Origin of the sequence: Paenibacillus macerans (assembly GCF_050565405.1) — a bacterium.
Taxonomy (GTDB): Bacteria; Bacillota; Bacilli; order Paenibacillales; family Paenibacillaceae; genus Fontibacillus; species Fontibacillus macerans_B.
Genome location: NZ_JBNYYG010000068.1, coordinates 1 through 20,706, shown reverse-complemented (window position 1 = coordinate 20,706; position 20,706 = coordinate 1). Strand labels below are relative to the sequence as shown.

14 protein-coding genes, 1 pseudogene and 1 riboswitch are annotated in these 20,706 nt (G+C 58.6%); of the genes and pseudogenes, 3 read left to right on the top strand and 12 right to left on the bottom strand.

Features of this window, described 5'->3' with window-relative positions; all coding sequences use genetic code 11:
• Nucleotides 1-24: 24 nt before the first annotated feature.
• The 3 genes from ACQ4N8_RS24905 to ACQ4N8_RS24895 all read right to left on the bottom strand — a co-directional run bounded on the left by ACQ4N8_RS24905 (nucleotide 25) and on the right by ACQ4N8_RS24895 (nucleotide 2,332).
• Entirely contained in the window at nucleotides 25-774 is a 750-nt protein-coding gene (locus tag ACQ4N8_RS24905; RefSeq protein WP_430707048.1) for an amino acid ABC transporter ATP-binding protein, read from the bottom strand.
• 19 nt (nucleotides 775-793) lie between these two features.
• Nucleotides 794-1,453, bottom strand: a complete 660-nt coding sequence (locus ACQ4N8_RS24900; protein ID WP_430707047.1) for an amino acid ABC transporter permease — start codon at nucleotides 1,451-1,453, stop codon at nucleotides 794-796.
• 96 nt (nucleotides 1,454-1,549) lie between these two features.
• Nucleotides 1,550-2,332, bottom strand: coding sequence for an amino acid ABC transporter substrate-binding protein (locus ACQ4N8_RS24895; RefSeq protein ID WP_430707046.1), 783 nt, complete (start codon nucleotides 2,330-2,332; stop codon nucleotides 1,550-1,552).
• A gap of 308 nt (nucleotides 2,333-2,640) precedes the next feature.
• Here ACQ4N8_RS24895 and ACQ4N8_RS24890 point away from each other — a divergent pair, with 308 nt between their 5' ends.
• Nucleotides 2,641-4,290 carry a glycoside hydrolase family 9 protein gene (locus ACQ4N8_RS24890; RefSeq protein WP_430707045.1) on the top strand — a complete coding sequence of 550 codons (1,650 nt, stop codon included), beginning with the start codon at nucleotides 2,641-2,643 and terminating at the stop codon, nucleotides 4,288-4,290.
• Nucleotides 4,291-4,353: 63 nt separating this feature from the next.
• On the opposite strand, the gene ACQ4N8_RS24885 is transcribed toward ACQ4N8_RS24890, so the two are convergent.
• From ACQ4N8_RS24885 to ACQ4N8_RS24875, 3 genes are all read right to left on the bottom strand, one after another.
• Nucleotides 4,354-8,196, bottom strand: coding sequence for a choice-of-anchor I family protein (locus ACQ4N8_RS24885; protein ID WP_430707044.1), 3,843 nt, complete (start codon nucleotides 8,194-8,196; stop codon nucleotides 4,354-4,356).
• 472 nt (nucleotides 8,197-8,668) lie between these two features.
• Nucleotides 8,669-10,447, bottom strand: coding sequence for an alpha/beta fold hydrolase (locus tag ACQ4N8_RS24880; RefSeq protein ID WP_430707043.1), 1,779 nt, complete (start codon nucleotides 10,445-10,447; stop codon nucleotides 8,669-8,671).
• 91 nt (nucleotides 10,448-10,538) lie between these two features.
• Complete coding sequence (locus tag ACQ4N8_RS24875; protein WP_430707042.1) at nucleotides 10,539-11,477, bottom strand: AraC family transcriptional regulator; 939 nt, start codon at nucleotides 11,475-11,477, stop codon at nucleotides 10,539-10,541.
• Nucleotides 11,478-11,619: 142 nt separating this feature from the next.
• On the opposite strand from ACQ4N8_RS24875, the gene ACQ4N8_RS24870 reads away from it, so the two are divergent.
• Both ACQ4N8_RS24870 and ACQ4N8_RS24865 read left to right on the top strand, forming a co-directional pair.
• On the top strand, nucleotides 11,620-13,755 hold the full coding sequence (locus ACQ4N8_RS24870) for a glycoside hydrolase family 52 protein (RefSeq protein ID WP_430707041.1): 2,136 nt from the start codon (nucleotides 11,620-11,622) through the stop codon (nucleotides 13,753-13,755).
• Nucleotides 13,756-13,980: 225 nt separating this feature from the next.
• Nucleotides 13,981-14,067 (top strand): annotated as a pseudogene (locus ACQ4N8_RS24865) (IS200/IS605 family transposase); the annotation flags it as partial.
• Here ACQ4N8_RS24865 and ACQ4N8_RS24860 read toward each other — a convergent pair.
• From ACQ4N8_RS24860 to ACQ4N8_RS24835, 6 genes are all read right to left on the bottom strand, one after another.
• Nucleotides 14,028-14,213, bottom strand: coding sequence for a hypothetical protein (locus ACQ4N8_RS24860; RefSeq protein WP_430707056.1), 186 nt, complete (start codon nucleotides 14,211-14,213; stop codon nucleotides 14,028-14,030). The pseudogene ACQ4N8_RS24865 and the gene ACQ4N8_RS24860 sit on opposite strands and share 40 nt — an antisense overlap.
• Before the next feature lie 160 nt (nucleotides 14,214-14,373).
• The gene (locus ACQ4N8_RS24855; RefSeq protein ID WP_430707040.1) at nucleotides 14,374-15,426 is read right to left on the bottom strand and encodes a DMT family transporter; all 1,053 of its coding nucleotides are present in this window, start codon (nucleotides 15,424-15,426) and stop codon (nucleotides 14,374-14,376) included.
• Between the two features lie 129 nt (nucleotides 15,427-15,555).
• A riboswitch (FMN riboswitch) is annotated at nucleotides 15,556-15,726 on the bottom strand.
• A gap of 104 nt (nucleotides 15,727-15,830) precedes the next feature.
• Nucleotides 15,831-17,117 carry a LysM peptidoglycan-binding domain-containing protein gene (locus ACQ4N8_RS24850; protein WP_430707039.1) on the bottom strand — a complete coding sequence of 429 codons (1,287 nt, stop codon included), beginning with the start codon at nucleotides 17,115-17,117 and terminating at the stop codon, nucleotides 15,831-15,833.
• Nucleotides 17,118-17,197: 80 nt separating this feature from the next.
• Nucleotides 17,198-18,085, bottom strand: a complete 888-nt coding sequence (locus ACQ4N8_RS24845) for a MetQ/NlpA family ABC transporter substrate-binding protein (protein WP_430707038.1) — start codon at nucleotides 18,083-18,085, stop codon at nucleotides 17,198-17,200.
• A 22-nt stretch (nucleotides 18,086-18,107) separates the two neighbouring features.
• Nucleotides 18,108-18,788, bottom strand: a complete 681-nt coding sequence (locus tag ACQ4N8_RS24840; RefSeq protein WP_430707037.1) for a methionine ABC transporter permease — start codon at nucleotides 18,786-18,788, stop codon at nucleotides 18,108-18,110.
• Complete coding sequence (locus ACQ4N8_RS24835) at nucleotides 18,781-19,560, bottom strand: methionine ABC transporter ATP-binding protein (protein ID WP_430707055.1); 780 nt, start codon at nucleotides 19,558-19,560, stop codon at nucleotides 18,781-18,783. Before ACQ4N8_RS24835 ends, ACQ4N8_RS24840 begins: the two co-directional genes overlap by 8 nt.
• Nucleotides 19,561-20,706: the final 1,146 nt, after the last annotated feature.

The following is a 20,706-nucleotide window of genomic DNA, read 5'->3' as shown; positions in this document are numbered from 1 at the left end:
CGGCTTGCCGCCGTTTCATATTGGCTACAGCACCCGCTGCAAAAAAGCCCGCGTCCGCTCATGCTGCGGGTTGCCGAGCAGCTGCTCCGGCCGGCCCGACTCGATAAACTCGCCGTCCGCCATAAACATCACGCGGTCGGCCACCTCCCGCGCAAACCCCATCTCATGCGTGACGACGATCATCGTCATCCGCTCTTCGGCCAGCTGCTTCATGACCTGCAGCACCTCCCCCGTCAGCTCGGGGTCGAGCGCCGAGGTCGGCTCGTCGAACAGCAGCAATTCGGGGCTCATCATCAGCGCCCGGGCGATGGCGACCCGCTGTTTTTGCCCGCCGGACAGGTTGGACGGGTAAACGTCGGCTTTATCCGACAGCCCGACCTTCTCCAGCAGCTCGGACGCTTTGGCGCGGATGTCCGCCGCCGGAAGCCCTTTGACCAGCTTGGGGGCCAATTCCAGGTTCCTGCGCACTGTAAGATGCGGAAACAGGTTGAAGTGCTGGAACACCATGCCCATTCGGGCGGTGATCCCGCGGATTTTGGCACCGCCGGCATAAATCCCGTCCCGGACCAGATATTCGCTTCCGATCCGGATGCTGCCCCCGTCCACCTCTTCCAGATGGGCCAGGCTGCGCAGCATCGTGCTTTTGCCGGAACCGGACGGACCGATGACGGCCACGACCTCGCTGGTATTTACGGTGAAGGAGACGTTTTTCAGTACCTCCAGGTCGCCGAACGATTTCTTCAGATGCGTCACTTCCACGATTTCTTTATTCATTTCATCCAGCCCTCTACCCCTACTCGAATTTGAACTTTCGCTCCAGCGCCTTGAACAGCAGCGTCAGCACCAGCGTCATCAGCAAATAAATGATTCCGGCCACCACGAACGGCATGATCGTAAAATCCCGGTTCACCGCGGTTTGGGCGAAATGCAGTAGCTCCGGAACGGCAACGGCATACAGCAGTGCCGTATCCTTAACCAGCGTAATCGATTCGTTCGAAACGGCGGGCAACGCGATCCGCAGCATCTGCGGCAGCACGATCCGCGTCGTCGTTTGCCACCGGCTGAGGCCCAGCACCTTGGCCGCTTCGTATTGCCCTTTATCGATCGCCAGCAGCCCCCCGCGGAAGATTTCGGCGAAGTAGGCCGCGTAATTCAGCGTAAACGCCAGGCAGGCCGCAACGAACCGGTCCATCACGAGATATTCGCCGATGACCGGAATGACGGGCAGCCCAAAGCAGAAGAACAGCATCTGCAACAGCAGCGGCGTCCCGCGCATGACGTAAATATAGCCGCCCGCCAGCCAAGCCACCGGCTTGATTCGGCTGCGAACCATGAACGTAAAGGCAAAACCAAGCGGAATCGACGTCACGATCGCCAGCATAAACAGCCAAATCGTCGTTTGCGTCCCTTCCAGCATCGGTCCCAAAATACTCCATACATAACCCAGACTCATTGTCGCTTCTCCTCAGGTATATCTTAGATTGGCGGGTTAGTCCCCGCTAAGCCAGCAAAAAACCGGATTCCTAAGCCATCCGGTTTTTGCTTGCTCTTACTTCAACACTTTATCCTCGCCGAACCACTTCTGCGAGATGCTCGATGCCGTTCCGTCCTCGTTCAATTCGCCGAGCGCCTTTTGCAGCTTGTCCAGCAGCGCTTCGTTGCCTTTCTTCACGCCGATCCCGTATTCTTCCGGGGCCAACGATTCGTCCAACAGCTTGAACGTCCCTTCTTCTTTCGCCATGTAGTATCTCGCTACAACCTCGTCGATCACGACCGCATCCAGCCGTTTCGTTTTCAGATCGGTAAGCGCGAGAACATTATCCGGAAATTCGGACACCGATTTGATTTCGTCCTTGATCGGCGCCGCGTTTAAAGCGTCCGCCGCGGAAGACAGCGACTGCAGGCCCACCGCTTTGCCGGCCAGATCGCTTAGTCCGCCTATTTCCGAATCCGCCAGCGTGACGATGACCTGGCTATTTTTCAAATAAGGCTTCGTAAAGAGCACCTTGCCCTTCCGCTCTTCGGTAATGGTGTACCCGTTCCAAATCAGGTCGATCCGCCCGCTGTTCAGCTCGGACTCCTTGGCCGACCAGTCGATCGGCTGGAAAGTGACCTCCATGCCCATTTTCTCCGCAGCCGCCTTGGCGTAATCAATGTCGAAGCCGACAATTTCATTATTTTCGTCGCGGAAGCCCATCGGCGCGAATTTATCGTCAATCCCGATGACCAGCTTGTTATCGTCCTTGCCGGAACCGGAGCCGGAGCAGCCGGCCAACACGGCCAGCAGCAGTCCCAAGACCAGACTGATCCATGCGATTTTGTTTACTTTCATGATGTTCTCTCCCCCATTTTTGCCAGCAACGCTTTCGGATGCCGTATGCTTTAGTTCGTTAATACGTTATCAGAGTCTCATGATACCATACTACTATAGAAGAGTCGATAGGATTGCCGCCGATTGTCAGAAACTCCCGGTGTTTGTGACAGTTCTCCGAACGATCGAAACGGAAAATTTTGACGATCGATCATTAGATTTTCGTATTGTTATTCTTTCGGGAACATGCAAGTATAAGAGAGAAGTCAACGCGAAAGCCGACAATTATTGAAAGCGATTACTTTGGATTTGGAAAAGAGGGATATGATATGGAACAAACACCGTCCCGCCTAATGCCTTTACGCCGCCGCATCGCCGTCAATCAGCTGGGTTATCCGGCGGAAGCCGCGAAAACCTTCGTAGCAGCAGGCTCCGGCGGGGAATTTGAAATCGTCGATACGGCAACGGGAGACGTAGTCTACCGGGGAACGACCAGCGCCGCCGCGCAGGACGAAGCGGCCGGAGCTGCGGTCTGCCGGGGCGATTTCAGCGAATTGGGAACGCCGGGGACATACCGGATTTGCCTGAACGGCGAAAGCTCGGCGGCGTTTGCGGTCGGCGACGATCCGTATGCCGATTTGCAGCAGGGACTGCTGAAGGCGTTCTATTTCTTCCGCTGCGGGATGGAGTTGAACGAGCGGTTCGCCGGACCTTGGAAGCATCCTGCCTGTCATACCGCCGAGGGCATCGTATACGACGATCCTTCCCTAAGGCTGGACAGCCGCGGCGGCTGGCATGATGCCGGCGATTACGGCAAATACACCGGCCCGGGGGCCAAGGCGGTCGCCGATCTGCTGCTGGCCTACGAGGCGAACCCGCGGGCGTTCGCAAGATCCGTGCCGCTGCCGGAAAGCGACGGCCGGATGCCGGATGTGCTGCACGAATGCCGCTATGAGCTGGAATGGCTGTTCAAAATGCAGGACCCGCGCTCGGGCGGCGCGTTCCACAAACTGACGACCAAGCGATTCCCGGCGCTGGACGTCATGCCGGAGGATGACCTGGCGGAATTGTATTTCCTGCCCGTTTCCGCTGCGGCGACCGGCTGTCTGGCCGGAGTCATGGCGCTGGCGGCGCGGATTTACCGGCCGTTCGACGAAGCCTTTGCGGGCCGCTGCCTGGATTCGGCGCGGCGCGCCTGGCTATGGCTGGAGCGTACCCCCGCCCATCCGGATGGGCCCGGCTTCCAAAACCCGGCCGACGTCGGCACGGGCGAATACGGCGACGCCAGCGACCTCGACGAACGTTACTGGGCCGCCGCCGAGCTGTTCCGCGCAACGGGCGAAGCGAAGTACCACGAAGCCTTTCGCAGGCTGGCGGCCCTGCCTTTCGGCAAATGCGAGCTGGGTTGGGCCGATATGGGCGGGTACGGCACGATCGCTTACCTGTTCGGCGATAGCGCCAAAACGGATGCAGCACTGCACGGCTCGCTGCGGCAAGAGCTGCTCGAGGAAGCCGAACGGCTGGCCCGCCGCTGCGCCGAAGATGGTTATCTTACGTCGCTGCGGCCGGAGGATTACATTTGGGGAAGCAATATGGTGCTTATGAACAACGCCATGCTTCTGCTGATCGCCGGACGGCTTTCCGAAGAGTCTCGCTACCGGGAGCTGGCGCTGGAACATATTCATTATCTGATGGGCCGCAACGTGCTGGATACCAGCTATGTGTCCGGCTTCGGCGACCGTCCGGTCCGGTGCCTGCACCATCGCCCGTCCGTCGGGGACGGCGTGGAGGCGTCCGTTCCGGGCCTCGTGTCCGGCGGGCCTAACCGCAATCTGAACGACGACTATATGATGGAGCATTTGCAGGGCAAGGCGCCGGCGCAATGCTTCATCGACCACGAGCTCAGCTATGCCGGCAACGAAGTGACGATTTACTGGAATTCGCCGGCGGTATTCGCCGTATCGCAATTCGTGAAGTAAAAGCAAAGGACGCCGCAAGCCTTGGCCCGCAGCGTCCTGTTGTTTAACTCTCCCTGCTCTATTCTATTTTAGGATTCCCTGCGCTTGCAGGGTCCGCATCAGAACGATGGCCGCTTGGCCGCGCGTCACGGTATCGGCCGGACCGAAGGCGCCGTGCGGGTCGCCTTGGACGATCCCGCGAACGGCCAGCCAGGCGATATCGGCCGACGCCCAGTCCGGAATCTTCGCCTGATCCGTGAACCCGCTCGGCGATGCGGACGTCCCCGCGGCGCCATTGGCCGTGACGGCATCCCCGTTCCGCAGAGTCCTCGCGATCATCCCGGCCATCTCCGACCGGGACAGGCTTTCGTTCGGAACCAGCCGCTCTTGGGCGGCGGCATCGATGATCCCCGCCTTCACCGCGGCTCCGATGGCCCCGGCATCTTCGCCGCTCATCTCTTCGAACGGATTGGCCGCCTCATCAGGCGCAAGCCCCAGTCCTTTGACGAGCATCGCTATAAATTCCGCTCCCGTCATTTCTTGAGCAGGGGCGAAACGGTTGTTCTCGACTCCGCCCGGTTGTAGCTTATCGCCCAGCATATCGACCGCTTGCTCCGCCCAATGTCCTTCAAGGTCGGCATATTTCGGCGCATTTTCGCCGCCGTCGGCGCTTTCGCCTGCAAGCTTAGACTGCTCGACGATGCGTTGTTCTACAGCAGGAGCGACGGTTCCTCCCAAGCTCTTGACATGCTCGATAAAAATCTCGTAATCCGGATATCCCAGATCCTCATGATAAGCCCCTTGCTCGATCGCTTCGGCAAAGGACGCATAACCGTCGCCTCCCGTCGCCACAAAGCTGTTGGTCGCCAGGCGATAGGTCGCCGCCGAATCCAGCGGCACGTAAGATTCCCCTTGCTTGATTTGCACGTCGTATACCCGGTTGCCTTCCGGCTGCGCCGGGTCCCACTTGAACCGCATCCCGGCGACTTGCGGGAATTTGCCCGGCAGGTCAGCGGATTTGGCGCCGCCGATGCCGTTCTCCAACCCCGCTTTCAGCTGTTGTCCGGTAACGTCCAATACGTAAAGCGTGTTGCCGAACGGCATGACCGTTCTCAGCTCGCCCATCGTGATTTCGCCTTCAACGATCGGAGCGCGAATGCCGCCGCCGTTCATGAGCGCCACGTCGGCTTCCTTCAACTGCTTCGCCTTGGCCAGCATGCCGTCGGCGATCAGGTTGCCGAGGTTCGTCTCTTTGGAACGCACGTTTTCGCGTACGCCATCCAGTACGATCCCTGCGTTTCCGACCACCTGCTTCTTCAATTCCTCCAGCTCGGCGTTGTAAGGATCCAGCATTTTTTTGGCGTCCGCATCCTCCGCCACTTTCTCCGGATCGACCGCGATCAAGCTGCCGGTCGTTTGTCCGGCCCCCGTCAGCAGTACGCCTTGCTCGTCGAACACGAGATCGACGCGGCCGAGGAATTTGCCCCATTCATTCGCCTGCACGATCGCAGTCGGCGTGCGATGCACGTTGTCCGTTACGATTTCCGGCGCATCCAGCTTCGTATGGGTATGCCCGCCGACGATCAAATCGATCCCCTCGACCTCGGCGGCAAGCTTCTGATCGCGCGCATAGCCGAGATGCGACAGGCCGATAAGGATGTCCAACCCTTCCTTCTCCATCGCCAAAACGGTCGCGGCGGCGGATTTTGCGGCATCGTTGAACTTCACGTTTTTCCCGGGACTCGACGTTTCGGCCGTATCTTCGGTCGTCAAGCCGAACACCCCGACCCGATGTCCGTCAACGTCAAGGACGACGTAAGGGTACACGCCCGCGCGCGCCGCCGTTTTCGGACCGCTGGCATCGAGAGTGGCCGGCGATTTCAACAACGGCGCGATTTGGCTGTCCTTGCTGAAATCGATGTTGGAGCTGACGAGCGGGAACTGCGCTTTTTTCACGAAGTCCGCCAACACCCCCGTGCCCTGATCAAATTCGTGGTTGCCGAAAGTCATCGCGTCGTATCCCATCCTATTCATGAAGGCAAGGTCCGCAAGTCCAAACCATTTGGTAAAATACAAATCCCCGGAGAACACGTCCCCCGCATCCAGCAGCAAGCTGGCGCCGCCTTCGGCGCGAACCTGCTTCACCAGCGCCGCGCGTCTGGCCACGTCGGCCAAGTGCGCATGCGTATCGTTGGTGTGCATGACGGTCAATTTCCAGGTCTCGCCGGCAGCTGGCGCCTTCGCCTCTTTAAGCTCCAGGACGGCGACCGTGCCGCTCACTTCATTGGCGACGAGCAGCAGCGGCTGGCCGGTCGGGCTTTCCGCGGCCGGAATGAATTCCAGCCCTTCCGGTCCGGTGTCCGTGTCCATGCCTTTGGCAAAATCGCGCGTATTGGCATAACCGGCGAAAATCGGGCGCGTCGGGTCGGTTACATCGTAAGCCATGACTCCGCCAACCCGTTCCAAACCTGTAAATGCGTATGTTTTCTCGCCTACTTGACCCACGGTAACGTATTCGGGCTCCGGCCCTTTTTTCGGACTCCGTTTGTCCTTGTTCGCTTTGCTATGGTTGGAGTTGAAATCATCCGGCAGCCGTTCGGCCGTGATCCGCTCAAAGTCGTTGCCGCTGTCAAAAACCTGCTTCATATCGGCGGCGTTCCAGATCGAGAAGGAGCGGGCACCGTACAGATACACGCCATCCGGTCCCATATCGCCGACCGTTTCCACGTCCGCATACTCGGAACCTTTCTCCTTCAAAAAGAGTCCGGCTTTCGAGCCGGGATTCAAATCCGCCTGGTCTTCAAGCTTCGTCACGTTCACCCGGCCGTCCCATTCGGTGGCATCGCCTTCATTGGCGGTCAGCACATACGTAGTTCCGCCCACCGTGTAGGTATCGATCCCGTCCGGCATGTACATGCCCAGGAACGGCACGTTCTCGAGGCGGATTTCCCCGTCCTCGACGAGATCAAGGGCATTGCGCGGATCGCTCAGATCCTTGAAGCCCAGCCCTTTGACGGAGGTCACCTTCCCGGCCGCGATATCGATTGCGGCAATCGCATTCGCTTCCTGCAGGGATACGTAAGCCGTCTTCTCGCCGCTCGACAGCGCGATATATTCCGGCTCCAGATCGGTTTTGGCCTCGGCCTTCGAGCCGCTCCCGGTAATTTGTCCTTCGTCGTTTGCGGCCCCGCGAATATGCACCTTGTCGTCGATCACGGAAGGATCGTCGAACTTCACGTGCGTCACTCGGCCCGAACCGGCATCCACGATCGTGACGCTGCCTTCGGGGTCGGTGCCCTTCTTGCGGGGCTCGCCCTCGTCGGCGGTCAGGATGTAGCGGCCGTCCGACGTATATTTGACCATGTCCGGCTGTACGCCCGTTTGATATTCCTTCAGCAGCTTGCCGTCATAATCGAGAATGAGGATTTTGCCGGCTTTATTCGCATCGGCCTCCTGCACGGCAGCGGCGATTTGCTTGGTCTTCGTGTTGATGTCGATGCTGGTCAAATCGCCGAATTTGAATCCGGACTGCTGCTCCGCCATCGTCTTAATGTCGACCGTTTTTTCCTTTTTCAGCTGTCCTTCCGCCTTCAGCGGAACGATATCGATGCTGGGCGGCTCGGACGAGCCGTTGACGAGGTAAAACTTGCCGTTGTCCTTGTTGTATTTCACGATTTCGGCGACCCCGCCGTCTTCGTTCGTGGTTCCGACGGAATAGGAGGCGATTTTATCGATTTGCAGCGGATCCATACTCTCGGCCTTGGCTTGGATTGCTCCATGAGTGGAAGTGTTCGCTGACGCTGCGGCAGCCTCCTTCGCTTTCTCGTCAATCCCCTCGGCGGCTGCTCCCCCTGCAGGTCCGACCAATCCAACCGCGATCGACGCGGCCATCCACCATGAAACTACCGTTTGACTTCTCTTTTTCAACCTGATCCCTCCCAATTTCACAGTTCGTTCGTTGGAAGTTTAACAGGGGAATGTTATCGCAAAACGCAGGTTGTACACTGATTTGTGTAAAATTTAATATGCAGAATTTAAAATGATGTGCAAGGGATTCGGGCTCAAGTCTGCAATAGGGGGGCTCTGGAACGGAAACGCGCATCGCTCCAACGGACTCCAGAGACCTTATTTGCTTCAATCCGGGGTTCGCTTTAATTTAACGGACCGAGCGGACGTTATTCGCTTCAAATCGCCTCTCTTTGCCTCAATAAAATCCAAATAACGCCCATGCAGTCCGTTACAACGGGAAATAGCCGGGAAATTAACAATTAACGTCGCTACGGTCCGTTACGATTTTTCGGCAGACGAATTTCGCACATCATGACGAAAAAAAATAGCCGTCCGATCTTTCCCGGACGGCTGCTTCCCGATAAAACGAATCGGCGTTGAACATCCCGGCTTAGTTTGCCGAATTCGCGCGGATAAACTCCACGATCGGCCCGACGTCGGGCAGGCTGTGGGGATGGTGGCCTCCGCCCGGCTTGATGATCGTCGTCACCCGGCCGCCGTAGACCGAATAGGCGCGCTCCAAGACGGCGCCGTTTTCGGCGAACGGCACGTCGCGGTCGGCATCGCCCGAGACGAGCAGGATCGGCACGCCGGCCGCGGCCGGCGCCGCCAGCGAGGTCAGCAGGCGCTCCGTCACTGCGCCGGCCTGCCGGGCAAGGTCCGCCTCGCTAGGGGCGGGCGGACTTCGCCGTTCAGCCGCGTCGGAGGGGCCCGCCACTGCCACTCCCGCGCCCGCCGCTGGCCCGGCCTCCGCAGTTGCCGACGCGCCGGCGATGCCGTACACCGCCAGGCAGTCGCGCCACTCCTCCGGCGCGCCCAGCCCCGCACCCTGGCCGCCCGGCCAGCTGCGGATGTCCACCACCGGCGCGTCAAGATACAGCGCCGACACGCGCTGCGGGTACAGCGCCGCGTAACGCAGCGCGTACAGCCCGCCCCGGCTGAAGCCGAACAACGCCGGCTTCGGCGCAAGCCCGTATTTCGCGGTCAGCATGGCGCGAAATCTCTCCATCTGTTCGGCGGCATAAGGGCAGCCGTACAGGTTGCTCAGCCGGCAATAGGCGATGTGCCAGCCTTGCTCCAGCAAAGCCATGTCGGCGTCCGCAAACGCGTCGAAGAACTCGCTCCGCCACACCCACGGCCGCCCGGCGGCCGCCTCCCGCGGAGCCACGACCACGCATTCGCGGCCGCCGAAATAAAAATCGGTGCGGGCGTGCCCTTTCCACACGCTTGCTGCAGCCCCCTCCGCGCCGCCTTCCGCCGCGGCGGCGTCAAGGATCGCCGGCAGCAGCGCTTCCGCCTGCGGCAAAGCCTCCACCAGCGGCGGAGTTGCGAGCTTGTTCGGGTTCGTATGCCCGACATGCTCGCGCCACGCCGCGTTCAGCACGGCCCGCCGCTCCCCGGCGAGCCGGATAAATTCGCCGTCGCCGCGTTCGGCCCATTCCGGCACCCGTTCCAGCTCCACATGGAACACCCGGCTCAGAATCGTGCGGGCCATCGCCCAATGCCCGTCCTCGTCCGGATGGATGCCGTCGCCGTACCGATAATCGGGATCGGCCTCCCGCTTGGAGCGGATCAGCGCCAGCAGCGGTTCGCGGACGTCCACCACCGTCAGCCCTTCCGCTTCGCCATATTCGCGCACCCAGGCTGCATATCGACCGAGCACCTCGTTATACTCCGCAAACGGGCGCTCGAACGAATAATCGTCCATCCCCGCCGGGAACGCCTCCCCGCCGATCGAAAACACGTCAAACGGCGGCGGCGTCATCAGGATGACCCGAGCGCCGGCCGCGCGGACCCGCCGGACCGCCCGGCTTATCCCGTCGCGATAGGCCTCGAACCGTTCGGGCGAGAACGGATGATAGATGCCGTCGTTCATGCCGTAGCAAATAAACGCCCAGTCGGGCCGCGTTTCCGCCAAAGCGCGCTCCAGGCGCTCATGCACGCAGGGCCGGGGAAACGGGTGGTCGTTTTCGCTCGTACCCGCCGCCGTTTCGCTGCTAATCCCCAAATTGATCCATTCCAACCGGTTCTCCGGCAAATGCTTCAGGAAAAAAGCCTCCAGATCCCGGATATACGTTCCGTTGTCCGTAATGCTGTCGCCGAAAAAGACGATGCGCTTCCGTAGCGGAATTGCCAAAAAGTCAGCGCTTACATTCATCAAAACATCCATCACCTTTCCTCTTCGCGATACGCACGAACTCATACGGATTCATGCTTTTTTTCATCGATTCAGCTCTACTAGATATTTCGGCAGCAATCGCCTAAATATGAAACCTGCCCCGGAACTTCCCGGGCGATTCCCCGGTCCAGCGCTTGAACTGCCGGCTGAAATGGGCGATATCCTTATAACCCAGCCGCATCGAGACCGCCTCCACCGACAGCTCCGGCTTCATCAGCAGCAGCTTGGCCTTCTTCAGCTTCAGCGCCGACAAATATTGGCGCGGGGACATGCCGTAGACGCTGCGGAACATGCGGTTGCAGGAGGAGGCGCTGTAACCGAGGCCGGCGGTAACCGAGGCGACGGTTTCCCGCGAGCGGTCGCCCGCCGGATCGCCCTCGCCTTCTTCTTCATCGCTTTTCCCGCCGCCGAGCCGCGCCGTCCACGCCTCCGGCTCTTCGACGCAGCGTTCCAACCCGGCGGCGATCTCCGCGGCGACCCGGTTCATCCGGCTGCTTGCCGCGCCGGTGCCGCCTTGTACCGCCAAACCTTCGCTCAGGCCGGCGAACAGCTCGAACACGGCGGACAAAGCCCGCATCTTGTCCGCCAGCTTTACGCCCGCCCCGCCTGCGGTGAGCGCGATCAGCTTGTCCAGGCTGGGCCTGATGATCCCGGCTAGCTCGCCCTGCCCCGTATATAAGAAGTCTTCGCCCCGGCACAGCAGCTCCCGCAGCACGCGGTCATCGACGTTAAAGTGCAGGCAGTAATACGTCATCCGTTCCGTCCCGAGCGCCCGGCTCTCATGAACGTCTTCGGGTCGAAGCAGCAGGAAATCGCCGGGCTTCTGCACGTACCGTTGCCCGTTGACGATCATTTCCTGGCTGCCCGCCAGCAGCAAATTGACTTCGAACAGCGGATGGGTGTGCCTCGGATAAGACCATTTGCTCGTCACCGTGCGCAGATGCGCGGCGAAGATCTGGAACGTAGAGTCCATATCCGGCAGCATAAATTCGGCAATTTGATGTTCCCCGGTCCTAATCATACGCGGATTCTCCTTTGTCCTCCATCAGCAACTTTGAACGTTTTGGATAAATTGATTGGCGGTTTGGATATGGGCCTTGCCAAAAGGCCTTGATATAATCAAACTAACACACCGTTTGCCAAATGAACAGGAGGTACTCAACTTGGGTAAAAATATATTTTTCAACGCCCACCATTCCCCGATGGGAGCATTCGCGAGCTTCACGCTGGGTTATCCCGGCAAGAGCGGCGGCTTCGACCTGGAGCTCGGCAGCCCGCCCAACCAGAACATCTACATCGGCCTGCAAGAAGACGGGCAAGATCGTTACCTGGCCCTGCCGTTTTTCGGGGAAGGGCTGGACGAACGGGACCGCTACACGACCGAGGAGAGCGGTAACGGCGAAGGCCAGCAACATTCCGTCCAGAAAAAAGAAAGCGGTATCATCTCGCCGTTCCGCCGCGATGACATTACCCGCAACTTCGGCGCGGCCATCGACGAATGGCAGGCCGGCGATCTGACATTCCGCCTGATCTCGCCGTTCGAAGGAGTGCCGGACCCGAACGCCGCCTCCGATGAGGAGCTGCGCTTCGCGCTCATGCCGGCGGTGCTGGCGGAAATCACCGTGGACAACACGCGGGGGAAAACGGCGCGCAAAGCATTTTTCGGCTTCCAGAACATCGATGCCTACAGCTCGATCCGCCGCCTGGAGGATGCCACCGAAGGACGGATTTGCGGCGTCGGCCAAGGCCGGCATACCGCGATCGCTTCCGTGGATCCGCGGGTGACGAGCGCCGGATTTTTCACCATGGAGAAAATTTTGCAGCCGAAGGTTCCGGAAAACCTGCGGTTCGGACTTGGTCCCGTCGGCGCGCTGCTGATGGACACCCCGGCCGGCGAGAAGGCCACGTACCGCTTTGCGTTGTGCTTCTACCGGGCCGGTTACGTAACGACCGGATTGGACGCTTCCTATTATTACGCCCGTTATTTTGCCAATATCGAGGAGGTGGCCGGTTACGCGCTTGAACAGTTCGACCGGAAGCTGGACGTAGCGAAGAACGCGGACAAGCTCGCGGAGAATCCGAAGCTGAGCGAAGATCAGCGGTTTATGCTCGCCCACGCCATCCGCAGCTACTACGGATCGACCGAACTGCTGGATCACAAAGGTCAGCCGCTGTGGGTCGTCAACGAAGGCGAATACCGGATGATGAACACGTTCGACCTGACGGTCGACCAGCTGTTCTATGAATTGAAAATGAATCCGTGGGCGGTCAAAAACGAGCTCGACCTGTTCACCAGCCGCTACAGCTATCAGGATACGGTTCGGCTTCCCGGCGACGCGACCGAATACCCCGGCGGCATCAGCTTTACGCATGACATGGGCGTGGCCAATTCGTTCTCCCGTCCCGGCTACTCCTCCTACGAGCTGCACGCGATCGACGATTGCTTCTCCCATATGACCCATGAGCAGCTCGTCAACTGGGTGCTGTGCGCCGCGGTTTACGTCAATCAGACGAACGACGGCGAGTGGCTGGGCCGGAACCTCGCCCTTCTGGAGCAATGCCTGGAGAGCATGGTGAACCGCGACCATCCGGATCCGGCCAAACGGACCGGCATCATGGGGCTCGACAGCTCGCGGACGATGGGCGGCGCGGAGATTACCACCTATGACAGCCTCGACGTCTCGCTCGGGCAAGCGCGGAACAACATCTACTTGGCGGGCAAAAGCTGGGCCGCTTACGTAGCGATGGAGAAGCTGCTCCGCGATAGCGGACGCGAGGAGCAGGCGGCGCTGGCCGGACGGCAAGCCGGGCTGTGCGCCCGCACGATCACCGCTAATCTGCAACCTGGCGGCTATATCCCGGCGGTCATTCAGGAGAACAACGACTCCAAAATCATCCCGGCGATCGAAGGGCTCGTGTTCCCGTTGTACACCGGCTGCGAAGAAGCGCTCAATAAGGACGGACGGTTCGGCGAATATATCGGCGCCTTGTCCCGGCATTTGGGCACGGTCCTGCAGCCCGGCGTCTGCCTTTTCGAAGACGGCGGCTGGAAATTGTCCTCCACGAGCAACAATTCCTGGCTCAGCAAAATTTATCTATGCCAATTCATCGCCCGCCATATTCTCGGCCTGGCCTGGGACGAACAAGGCCAAGCCGCCGATTCGGCGCACGTCGCCTGGCTAACCTCCGAGAACAACGCCTATTGGAGCTGGAGCGACCAAATGATGGCCGGCGTCATTTGCGGTAGCCGCTACTATCCGCGCGGCGTTACCTCGATTTTATGGCTAGATGAGCAATAAAAGATCGTCCCGCGCAACGCAAAAGCGGCCGAACTCCTTCGTTTCGAGGGTTCGGCCGCTTTTCATTAATGGCTTAAGCCAGTTGAGTACGCAAAGCGTGCGAAACAGAAAACCACCCGCTATGCGGGTAGTGTAGTCAAGGCTTATAGCAAAAAACCACCTGGTGCGTTCGTTATAATAGGAGTGTTCAAGCTACTATGTATAACGAAAGGAGAAGGTGGTTTAATGGCTAGTCGAAATGATATGGCACATACGAAATGGATGTGTAAATATCATATCGTGTTCACCCCAAAGTATAGACGAAAAGCAATCTGAAGCCATTTGGAGGCGTAAAACATATTGATCGCCGGATCCTTGGTCGATTTGTTCCTGTATGCGCTAAAGAGCATGACGGCAAAGAGGTGACCCAGCACGAGCAACACGTACACTGTCTTCATATCGAGATTCAGGTTTGTCATGAAACCGTCCACCGTCTCCATCCGCCGGAATATAATGAATATAAATAACAGCTTTTATCATACAACAAAAAAAACGGGAATGGGAATGAAGAATCAAAAAAAGCGAGATATTCCAACCGCGGAAGGGTTGGAATATCTCGCTTTGGGGATTTGAGCCGGACTATGATTGGTTCGCCGCCCCTTGGCGCGAGATGAGGAACAACGTGCCCCAGATCAATACGAACCCGCATACCTGGGCCACCGTGATCATCTGCTGGAAGGCTGCCCAGTTGATGAGCACCCCGACCATCGGGAAGCTAAGCTCGGCCAGCGTGGCGACCGAAGCCTTGGTCGTCGTCAGGCCTTTGTAGTAGACGAGCAGGCTGAGCAAACCCGGCAGCAATGCTTGTCCCAGCATGTTCAGCGACAGGGCGGCGATTTGCGAGCTGCCGGCCGGCAGGTTCCAGGCCGCTCCTTCGTTCCAGGCGATGGCAAGCAGCAGCGGCAGGGCCAAAATAAATCTCAGCGACGTCACCGTCTCATATTTCATATGTCCTACCATCATTCGCCCCATGACCGTGGAACCGCCCCATAACGCCGCGGCCCCCAGCGACAGCAGGCTGCCCACCTGCACGAAGTCGCTCCAATGCCCGATCGGCATCGTAAAGCCGAAGGTGAGCAGATACGTCCCGGCCAGAGCAATCAGCAGCAAGGGGAAAAAGTGGCGAGGCAGCTTTTCCTTGAGCAGCAAGGCGGCGAGAACAATCGCGAACAGCGGCTGCATTTTTTGCAGCAGGAGCACCGCGTTCAAATCGCCGCTCGAGAGCGCCATCGTAAACAGGATCGTGGCGATCGCCGATCCGCCCCAGGAAATAAAGAGCAGCGCCCCTCCCTGACGCCAGCCCAGCCCTTTGAGCTCGGCCCGGTTTTTCCATAATACCGGAACGGCGACCAAAGCGATAATGATATGCTCGACAAGTACGATTTGCGCCGAGGTGAGCGACTCCAGCAGGATGACCCGGAATAACGGATCGACGCCCCACAACGCCGCGCCCAATACCACCAGCCAAAATCCGCCGCGCGATTTACGCTCCCCGGATGCTTGGAGCGACGAACGTTTCGCCTTACCGGCCGCCCCCGCGAGCGCGCCCGCATGGCCGCCGGCCTGCAAACCGACTTGGCCGGCACTGGCGTTTGCCTGGCTTATGCCGCCTCCGACATTTGCTTTCTTCATCATGAACGTCCCCTTCTTGAATATGGGGTCTACGCAGAAAACCCCCGCAACCTACCTTCGTAGATGTTTGCGGGGGCTGACCAAACAAGCCTGGCAAGAGCCAAAACGGCTCCGTTTCAAACTTAGCTCTTTGATCTCCTCCCATCCGGACTTTACCGTCGGCCTTGGAATCGCACCAAGTCAGTCGCTGCAGCCTTTGCAGGCCGGTAACGAGTCGCGGGCTTCAATTTCTTCTCCCTGGACAGGATCGCAAGAAATTTCACCGCCGGTCAGGAATTTCACCTTACCCCGAAGATCCATATTCATTTAAATTTTGAATTACTTAAGTTGTATTTATCATAACGCATTCATTCGGATGACTCTGTTACAAAAATCACAAAGTAGTTATGAAGGCAAATTTACAATTATGCCCGTTTCACGACCTCGAAATTGTTGTCGATGAGCAGCCAGTTTTGCGGGAAGCTCAGACCCAGCTTCCAATAGCTCATCCCGCGCAGACCCAGTTCCTTGATCATGTTGAACTTGGCCTGAATCGAACGGGCATCCTCGAACCATACCTCATGCTCCCGGCCTTCGGCATCCCAATACCGGAAAAAAGGCGCTTGAGCCCTCTCGCTGTATTCGATCGCCACGTTGTGCCGGGCCGCGAGTTGGATCGCCTGCTGGGGGCTGACCGCCCGCGCCACGCTTCCCTGCACGAACGGCAGCGTCCAGTCGTAGCCGTACAGGTTTTGCCCCATCATGATTTTCGAAGCGGGCATTTCCGTGAGCGCGTATTCGATGACCCTTCTCACCGGACCGATCGGGGATACGGCCTGGGCCGGGCCGCCGCTGTAGCCCCATTCGTAGGTCATGATCACGACGAAGTCGGCGATCTCCCCGTGCGCCCGGTAATCGTGGCCCTCGTACCACAAGCCCTGCTGCCCGGCGCTCGTCTTGGGGGCCAGCGCGGTGGACATCAGCCAGCCCTGCTGCGCGAACCGGGCTTTGGCTTTGCGCAGGAAGTTGTTGTAGGCCTCCCGGTCCGCCGGCCGCAGAAATTCGAAATCGAAATGGATGTCCCGAAAGCCGTATCGGCTGGCGGTCGCGACGATATTGTCCAGAAACCGGTCCTGAACCGGGATATCGTTCAGCAAAATCCGGCCCAGCTCGTCGCTGAACTGATCGTTCTCCTGGTTCGTAATGACCATCATCAACACGACCCGGTTGGCTCTCGCGATCTCCGGAAAATCGTTCAGCAGCGGCTCCCGGAGCGATCCGTCCCTTAGCGCCTGGAAGCTGAACGGCGCCAGGTACGTCAAATAAGGAGCCGCTTCCCGCGCGCTTTCCTCGAGCGCCGGAGCGACCGTCTCGCCCCGGGGCTCCACGTAAGCGTTGAACTCGGCGCTCGTTCTGGGCCGCGGCGGAATATACAGCCGGAACCCGACCGACAATGTCTGATTCACGGAAATGGCGTTGATGCGGGCCAGCTCCTGATAGTTCATGCCGAAACGCTGGGCGATCGACCATAGGCTGTCTCCCGGCTGAACCCAATAATAGCTGCCTATGATCGGGATCACCAAGGTTTGTCCGACCACGAGCCGCTCGGGATTCGGTACTTCGTTTGCTTCGACAATATCCTCGTCAGGGATGCTGTAGGCTTCGGCTATGCTGTAAATCGTTTGGCCCGGCCGAACGACATGAATTTGCATCTTGTCCCCTCCTTCATAATGGATCACGCTATCACCATCTTATGAAGGGGGAAGTTTGGCCTATTCCGTTCGGCTGCCCGTCAGAAAGCCGGGAGAGCGATCTCGGCGTAGTTGTCCTCCAGAAACTTTTTCACTTCCGGGCCGGATAACGCCTCAGCCAGCTTTTGGATCGGCTCCGAATTTTGGTTGTCCTTGCGGGCGACCAACGTGATCGCGAAGGCCGAATCGACGGTTTCCGTGAGCAGGGCGTCTTTTTTCGGCGTGAGACCTAGCGGACTGGCATAGGCCGGGGTCATCAGCACCAGATCGGCGTCGTCCAGCATCCGCGCCAGCATCAGCAGGTCGACTTCCTCGAATTTGTAGTTGTGGCTGTTCTCTGCGATATCGGCTTGGGTCGCTTCGATGCCCGCGCCCTCCTTCAGCTTGATTACGCCGGCTTTATCCAGCATGACGAGGGAACGGCCGATATTGGACGGATCGTTGGCGATGGCGATGGTTGCTCCGTCCGGCAGCTCCTCCATCGATTTGTAGCGTTTGGAGTAAGCGCCGTACACGGCATGATACACCGGTTGCACCGGAACGAGCTCGGTATGCTTGCTTTCATTGTACTGCTCCATGTAAGGCACATGCTGGAAGAAGTTCGCGTCCACTTCCTTGTTCGCCAGCGCATCGTTCGGCTGCACGTTGTCGGAGAGGACGACGATCTCGAGCTCGATCCCCTCTTCCTTCAGCTGCGGTTTGATCAGCTCGAGCATGTCCGTCATCGGCGGAATCAAAGAGGCAACCTTTAAGGTAATCGCTGCGCTTTCGGTCGTCTCGGCCGCAGCCGGGGCTGTCGTCCCCGCCTCCGCTTGGTTTCCGGCATCGGATGCCGTTTGGTTCGCGTTTTGTCCTCCTTGCGCTTTGCCGCATGCGCTCAGCACCAGAATGAGCAGCGCCAGCGTCATGATCCATTTTCCCGTTTTCATGTTGTCGTGTCTCCCCTCCGTATTAACGTTTATCCAGCCATCTGGACAACGCGTTGCCTAAAAATTGTATGCCTTGCACCAAAATAATCATCAGCACGATAACCGCCGCCATCAATTCCGTCTCGAAGCGCTGATAACCGTAACGGATGGCGAAATCGCCGACCCCGCCGCCGCCGACCACGCCCATCACCGTCGAATAGGAGATGAAGCTGATCGTCGCAGAGGTCAGCCCCAGCACCAGGCCGGAGCGCGCTTCAACGAACAAAAATTTGCGGACGATTTGCAGCCGCGTCGCCCCCATGGAACGGGCCGATTCGATCACGCCGCGGGGGACCTCAAGCAGCGACTGCTCCACGAACCGCGCGTAAATCGCAATCGCGACGACCGCCAAAGGGACGGAGGCGGCGAGCGTACCGATCGCCGTCCCGACGATCAACCGGGTGAGCGGGATCATGAACACCACCAGCAGCAGGAAAGGAAACGAGCGGACGATATTAACCACGCCGTTCAGCACGCCGGACCACAGCCGGTTTTCGTACAATTGCCCTTTGCCGGTCAGAAACAGGATCGTGCCGGCCGGAAGCCCCAGCAACACGGCGGCAAGCAGCGAGATGCCCACCATGACGAACGTCTCGCCGACCGCTTCGCCGATCTGGGCGCGGTATTGGATGACGCCGTCCCACATCAGAGCAAGATCAAACATGCCGCCATCCCCCCGTTCCGCCCAGCAGTTGCTCCCGGTAGGAGGCTTTGAAGCTGATCCGTCCGTCGGCAACGAGCCGCCCGCCAGGCTCGAGCCCCAGCGTAAATGTGTCGATCAGCCGCCCGTCCTCCATCACGGAGACCTCGTGGCAAATGCTGCGCACCACATCCATCTCATGGGTAACGATCACGATCGTTACGCCGAGGGTATGATGGATATGCAGCAGCACCTCGAGAATTTCCGCCGTCGTTTTCGGGTCAAGCGAGGAGGTCGGTTCGTCGCACAGCAGCACCTGGGGCCGGTTCGCCAGCGCTCGGGCGATGGCCACCCGCTGCTTTTGGCCGCCGCTTAAGGCTGCCGGGTATTGCCCGGCCTTCTCCTCCAGGCCGACGAAACGCAGGCATTCCCGCACGCGTTCGGCCCGCTCCCGCTTCGGCAGGCCCGCAAGCTCCAGCGGTACCGAAACGTTGCCGCTCACCGTACGGTTATGCAGCAGATGATACTGCTGAAAGATCATCCCGATCGACCGCTGCACCTGACGCAAGCCAGTATCGGTCAACGCCGCAAGCTCCTGGCCCAGAACCGTCGCTTTCCCATAGTCGGGCAGCTCCAGCGCGTTCATCATCCGCAGCAGCGTCGACTTGCCGGCTCCGCTCGCGCCGATGATACCGTGAATCGTCCCCTGCGGTATCTTCAAGGACACGTCCCGCACCGCCTCAAGCAGGCCGTCCTGCAAGCGATAGGTTTTGCTGACATGCTCCAGTACGATGATACGCTCCCCCTCCTTCCAATCAACCTGACATGCTGTATCACTTATTTATTAATGCTGTTACACTGGTTATTCACCTGTAAATTATAGATCATCATTCCATCTGTGTCACTATTTTTAGTTAATTATTATAAAGAACGTTAGCGTACTTGGAAAAACGGGTCGCGCCTTTGCCGCTTTCCGTTGGTCGCAGCTAAGCTAGCAAGCACTTACTAACCTGCACTTGCCCGCTCCAATTCCTCATATACGCTTGCTCACCAAGTACACTTCTGCCCCTCACCCGCCAAGCAGCTGCCCCCGCCAAATAGCGGACATTTATGGCCCTATTTTGTTTGATAAGCGCATTTTCCAGAAAATAGCGGTATTTTAGGGCCTTATTCTCGGGATATTCCCTTAAATTAGGCCCTAGCACCACTAGCGTTGCATTAAACCTAACCATACCCAATGTGCAAAAAGACGAGTCAAAACCGATATCAGAGCAGGGTTCGTGTCTCGTAGTCTCTGCATTGCCGCTTTGCACCATTATCCCTTTCGTTAAGGGAGCCAGGGTCGGGGCTAAGAGAAGTGAAGCAAGCAGACCGGACGGGAGATCAAAGATAAGGCGCGGTGGAAACGAAAAGACCGTGATTTGGCCGACCCCTTCCGCCTGCGGTAACGCCTGCATCGTCATGCTAACCCCCAACCTGCTTCTTTGGCTAAGCTCGTCTCATGATCTCGAACCGTTCTGTTTCACCACCCCATATTTACTTCTCCCGAGCTTGTCTGTTTCTCGGCTATCTGATCAAACGGGATAATCGTGCAAAGTGTCCGGACTGCGAGGGTTGACCTAAATCGCTGGTTACGATTCGGAATCCATGGATTTCATGAAAGCTTTAATGCAACGCTAATGCCCTAGCACACAAATAACGCCCAAATAGTCCCTTATTTTGGCGGATCCGCGTTAATCCGGGAGAATAGCGCCATTTTTTATTGCTATTTTACCGGGCGGAGAGCGGAGAGCGGGCGGTAGCGCAAGGCAAAGTGGGTCCGATCCCAAAACATTAGGACCCCTCCAATCGGATAGGAGGCTACCCATTAATTGAGTAGCCGACCTTCCACACCACCGTGCATACCGTTCGGTACACGGCGGTTCAATCGCATTGAGTGCTA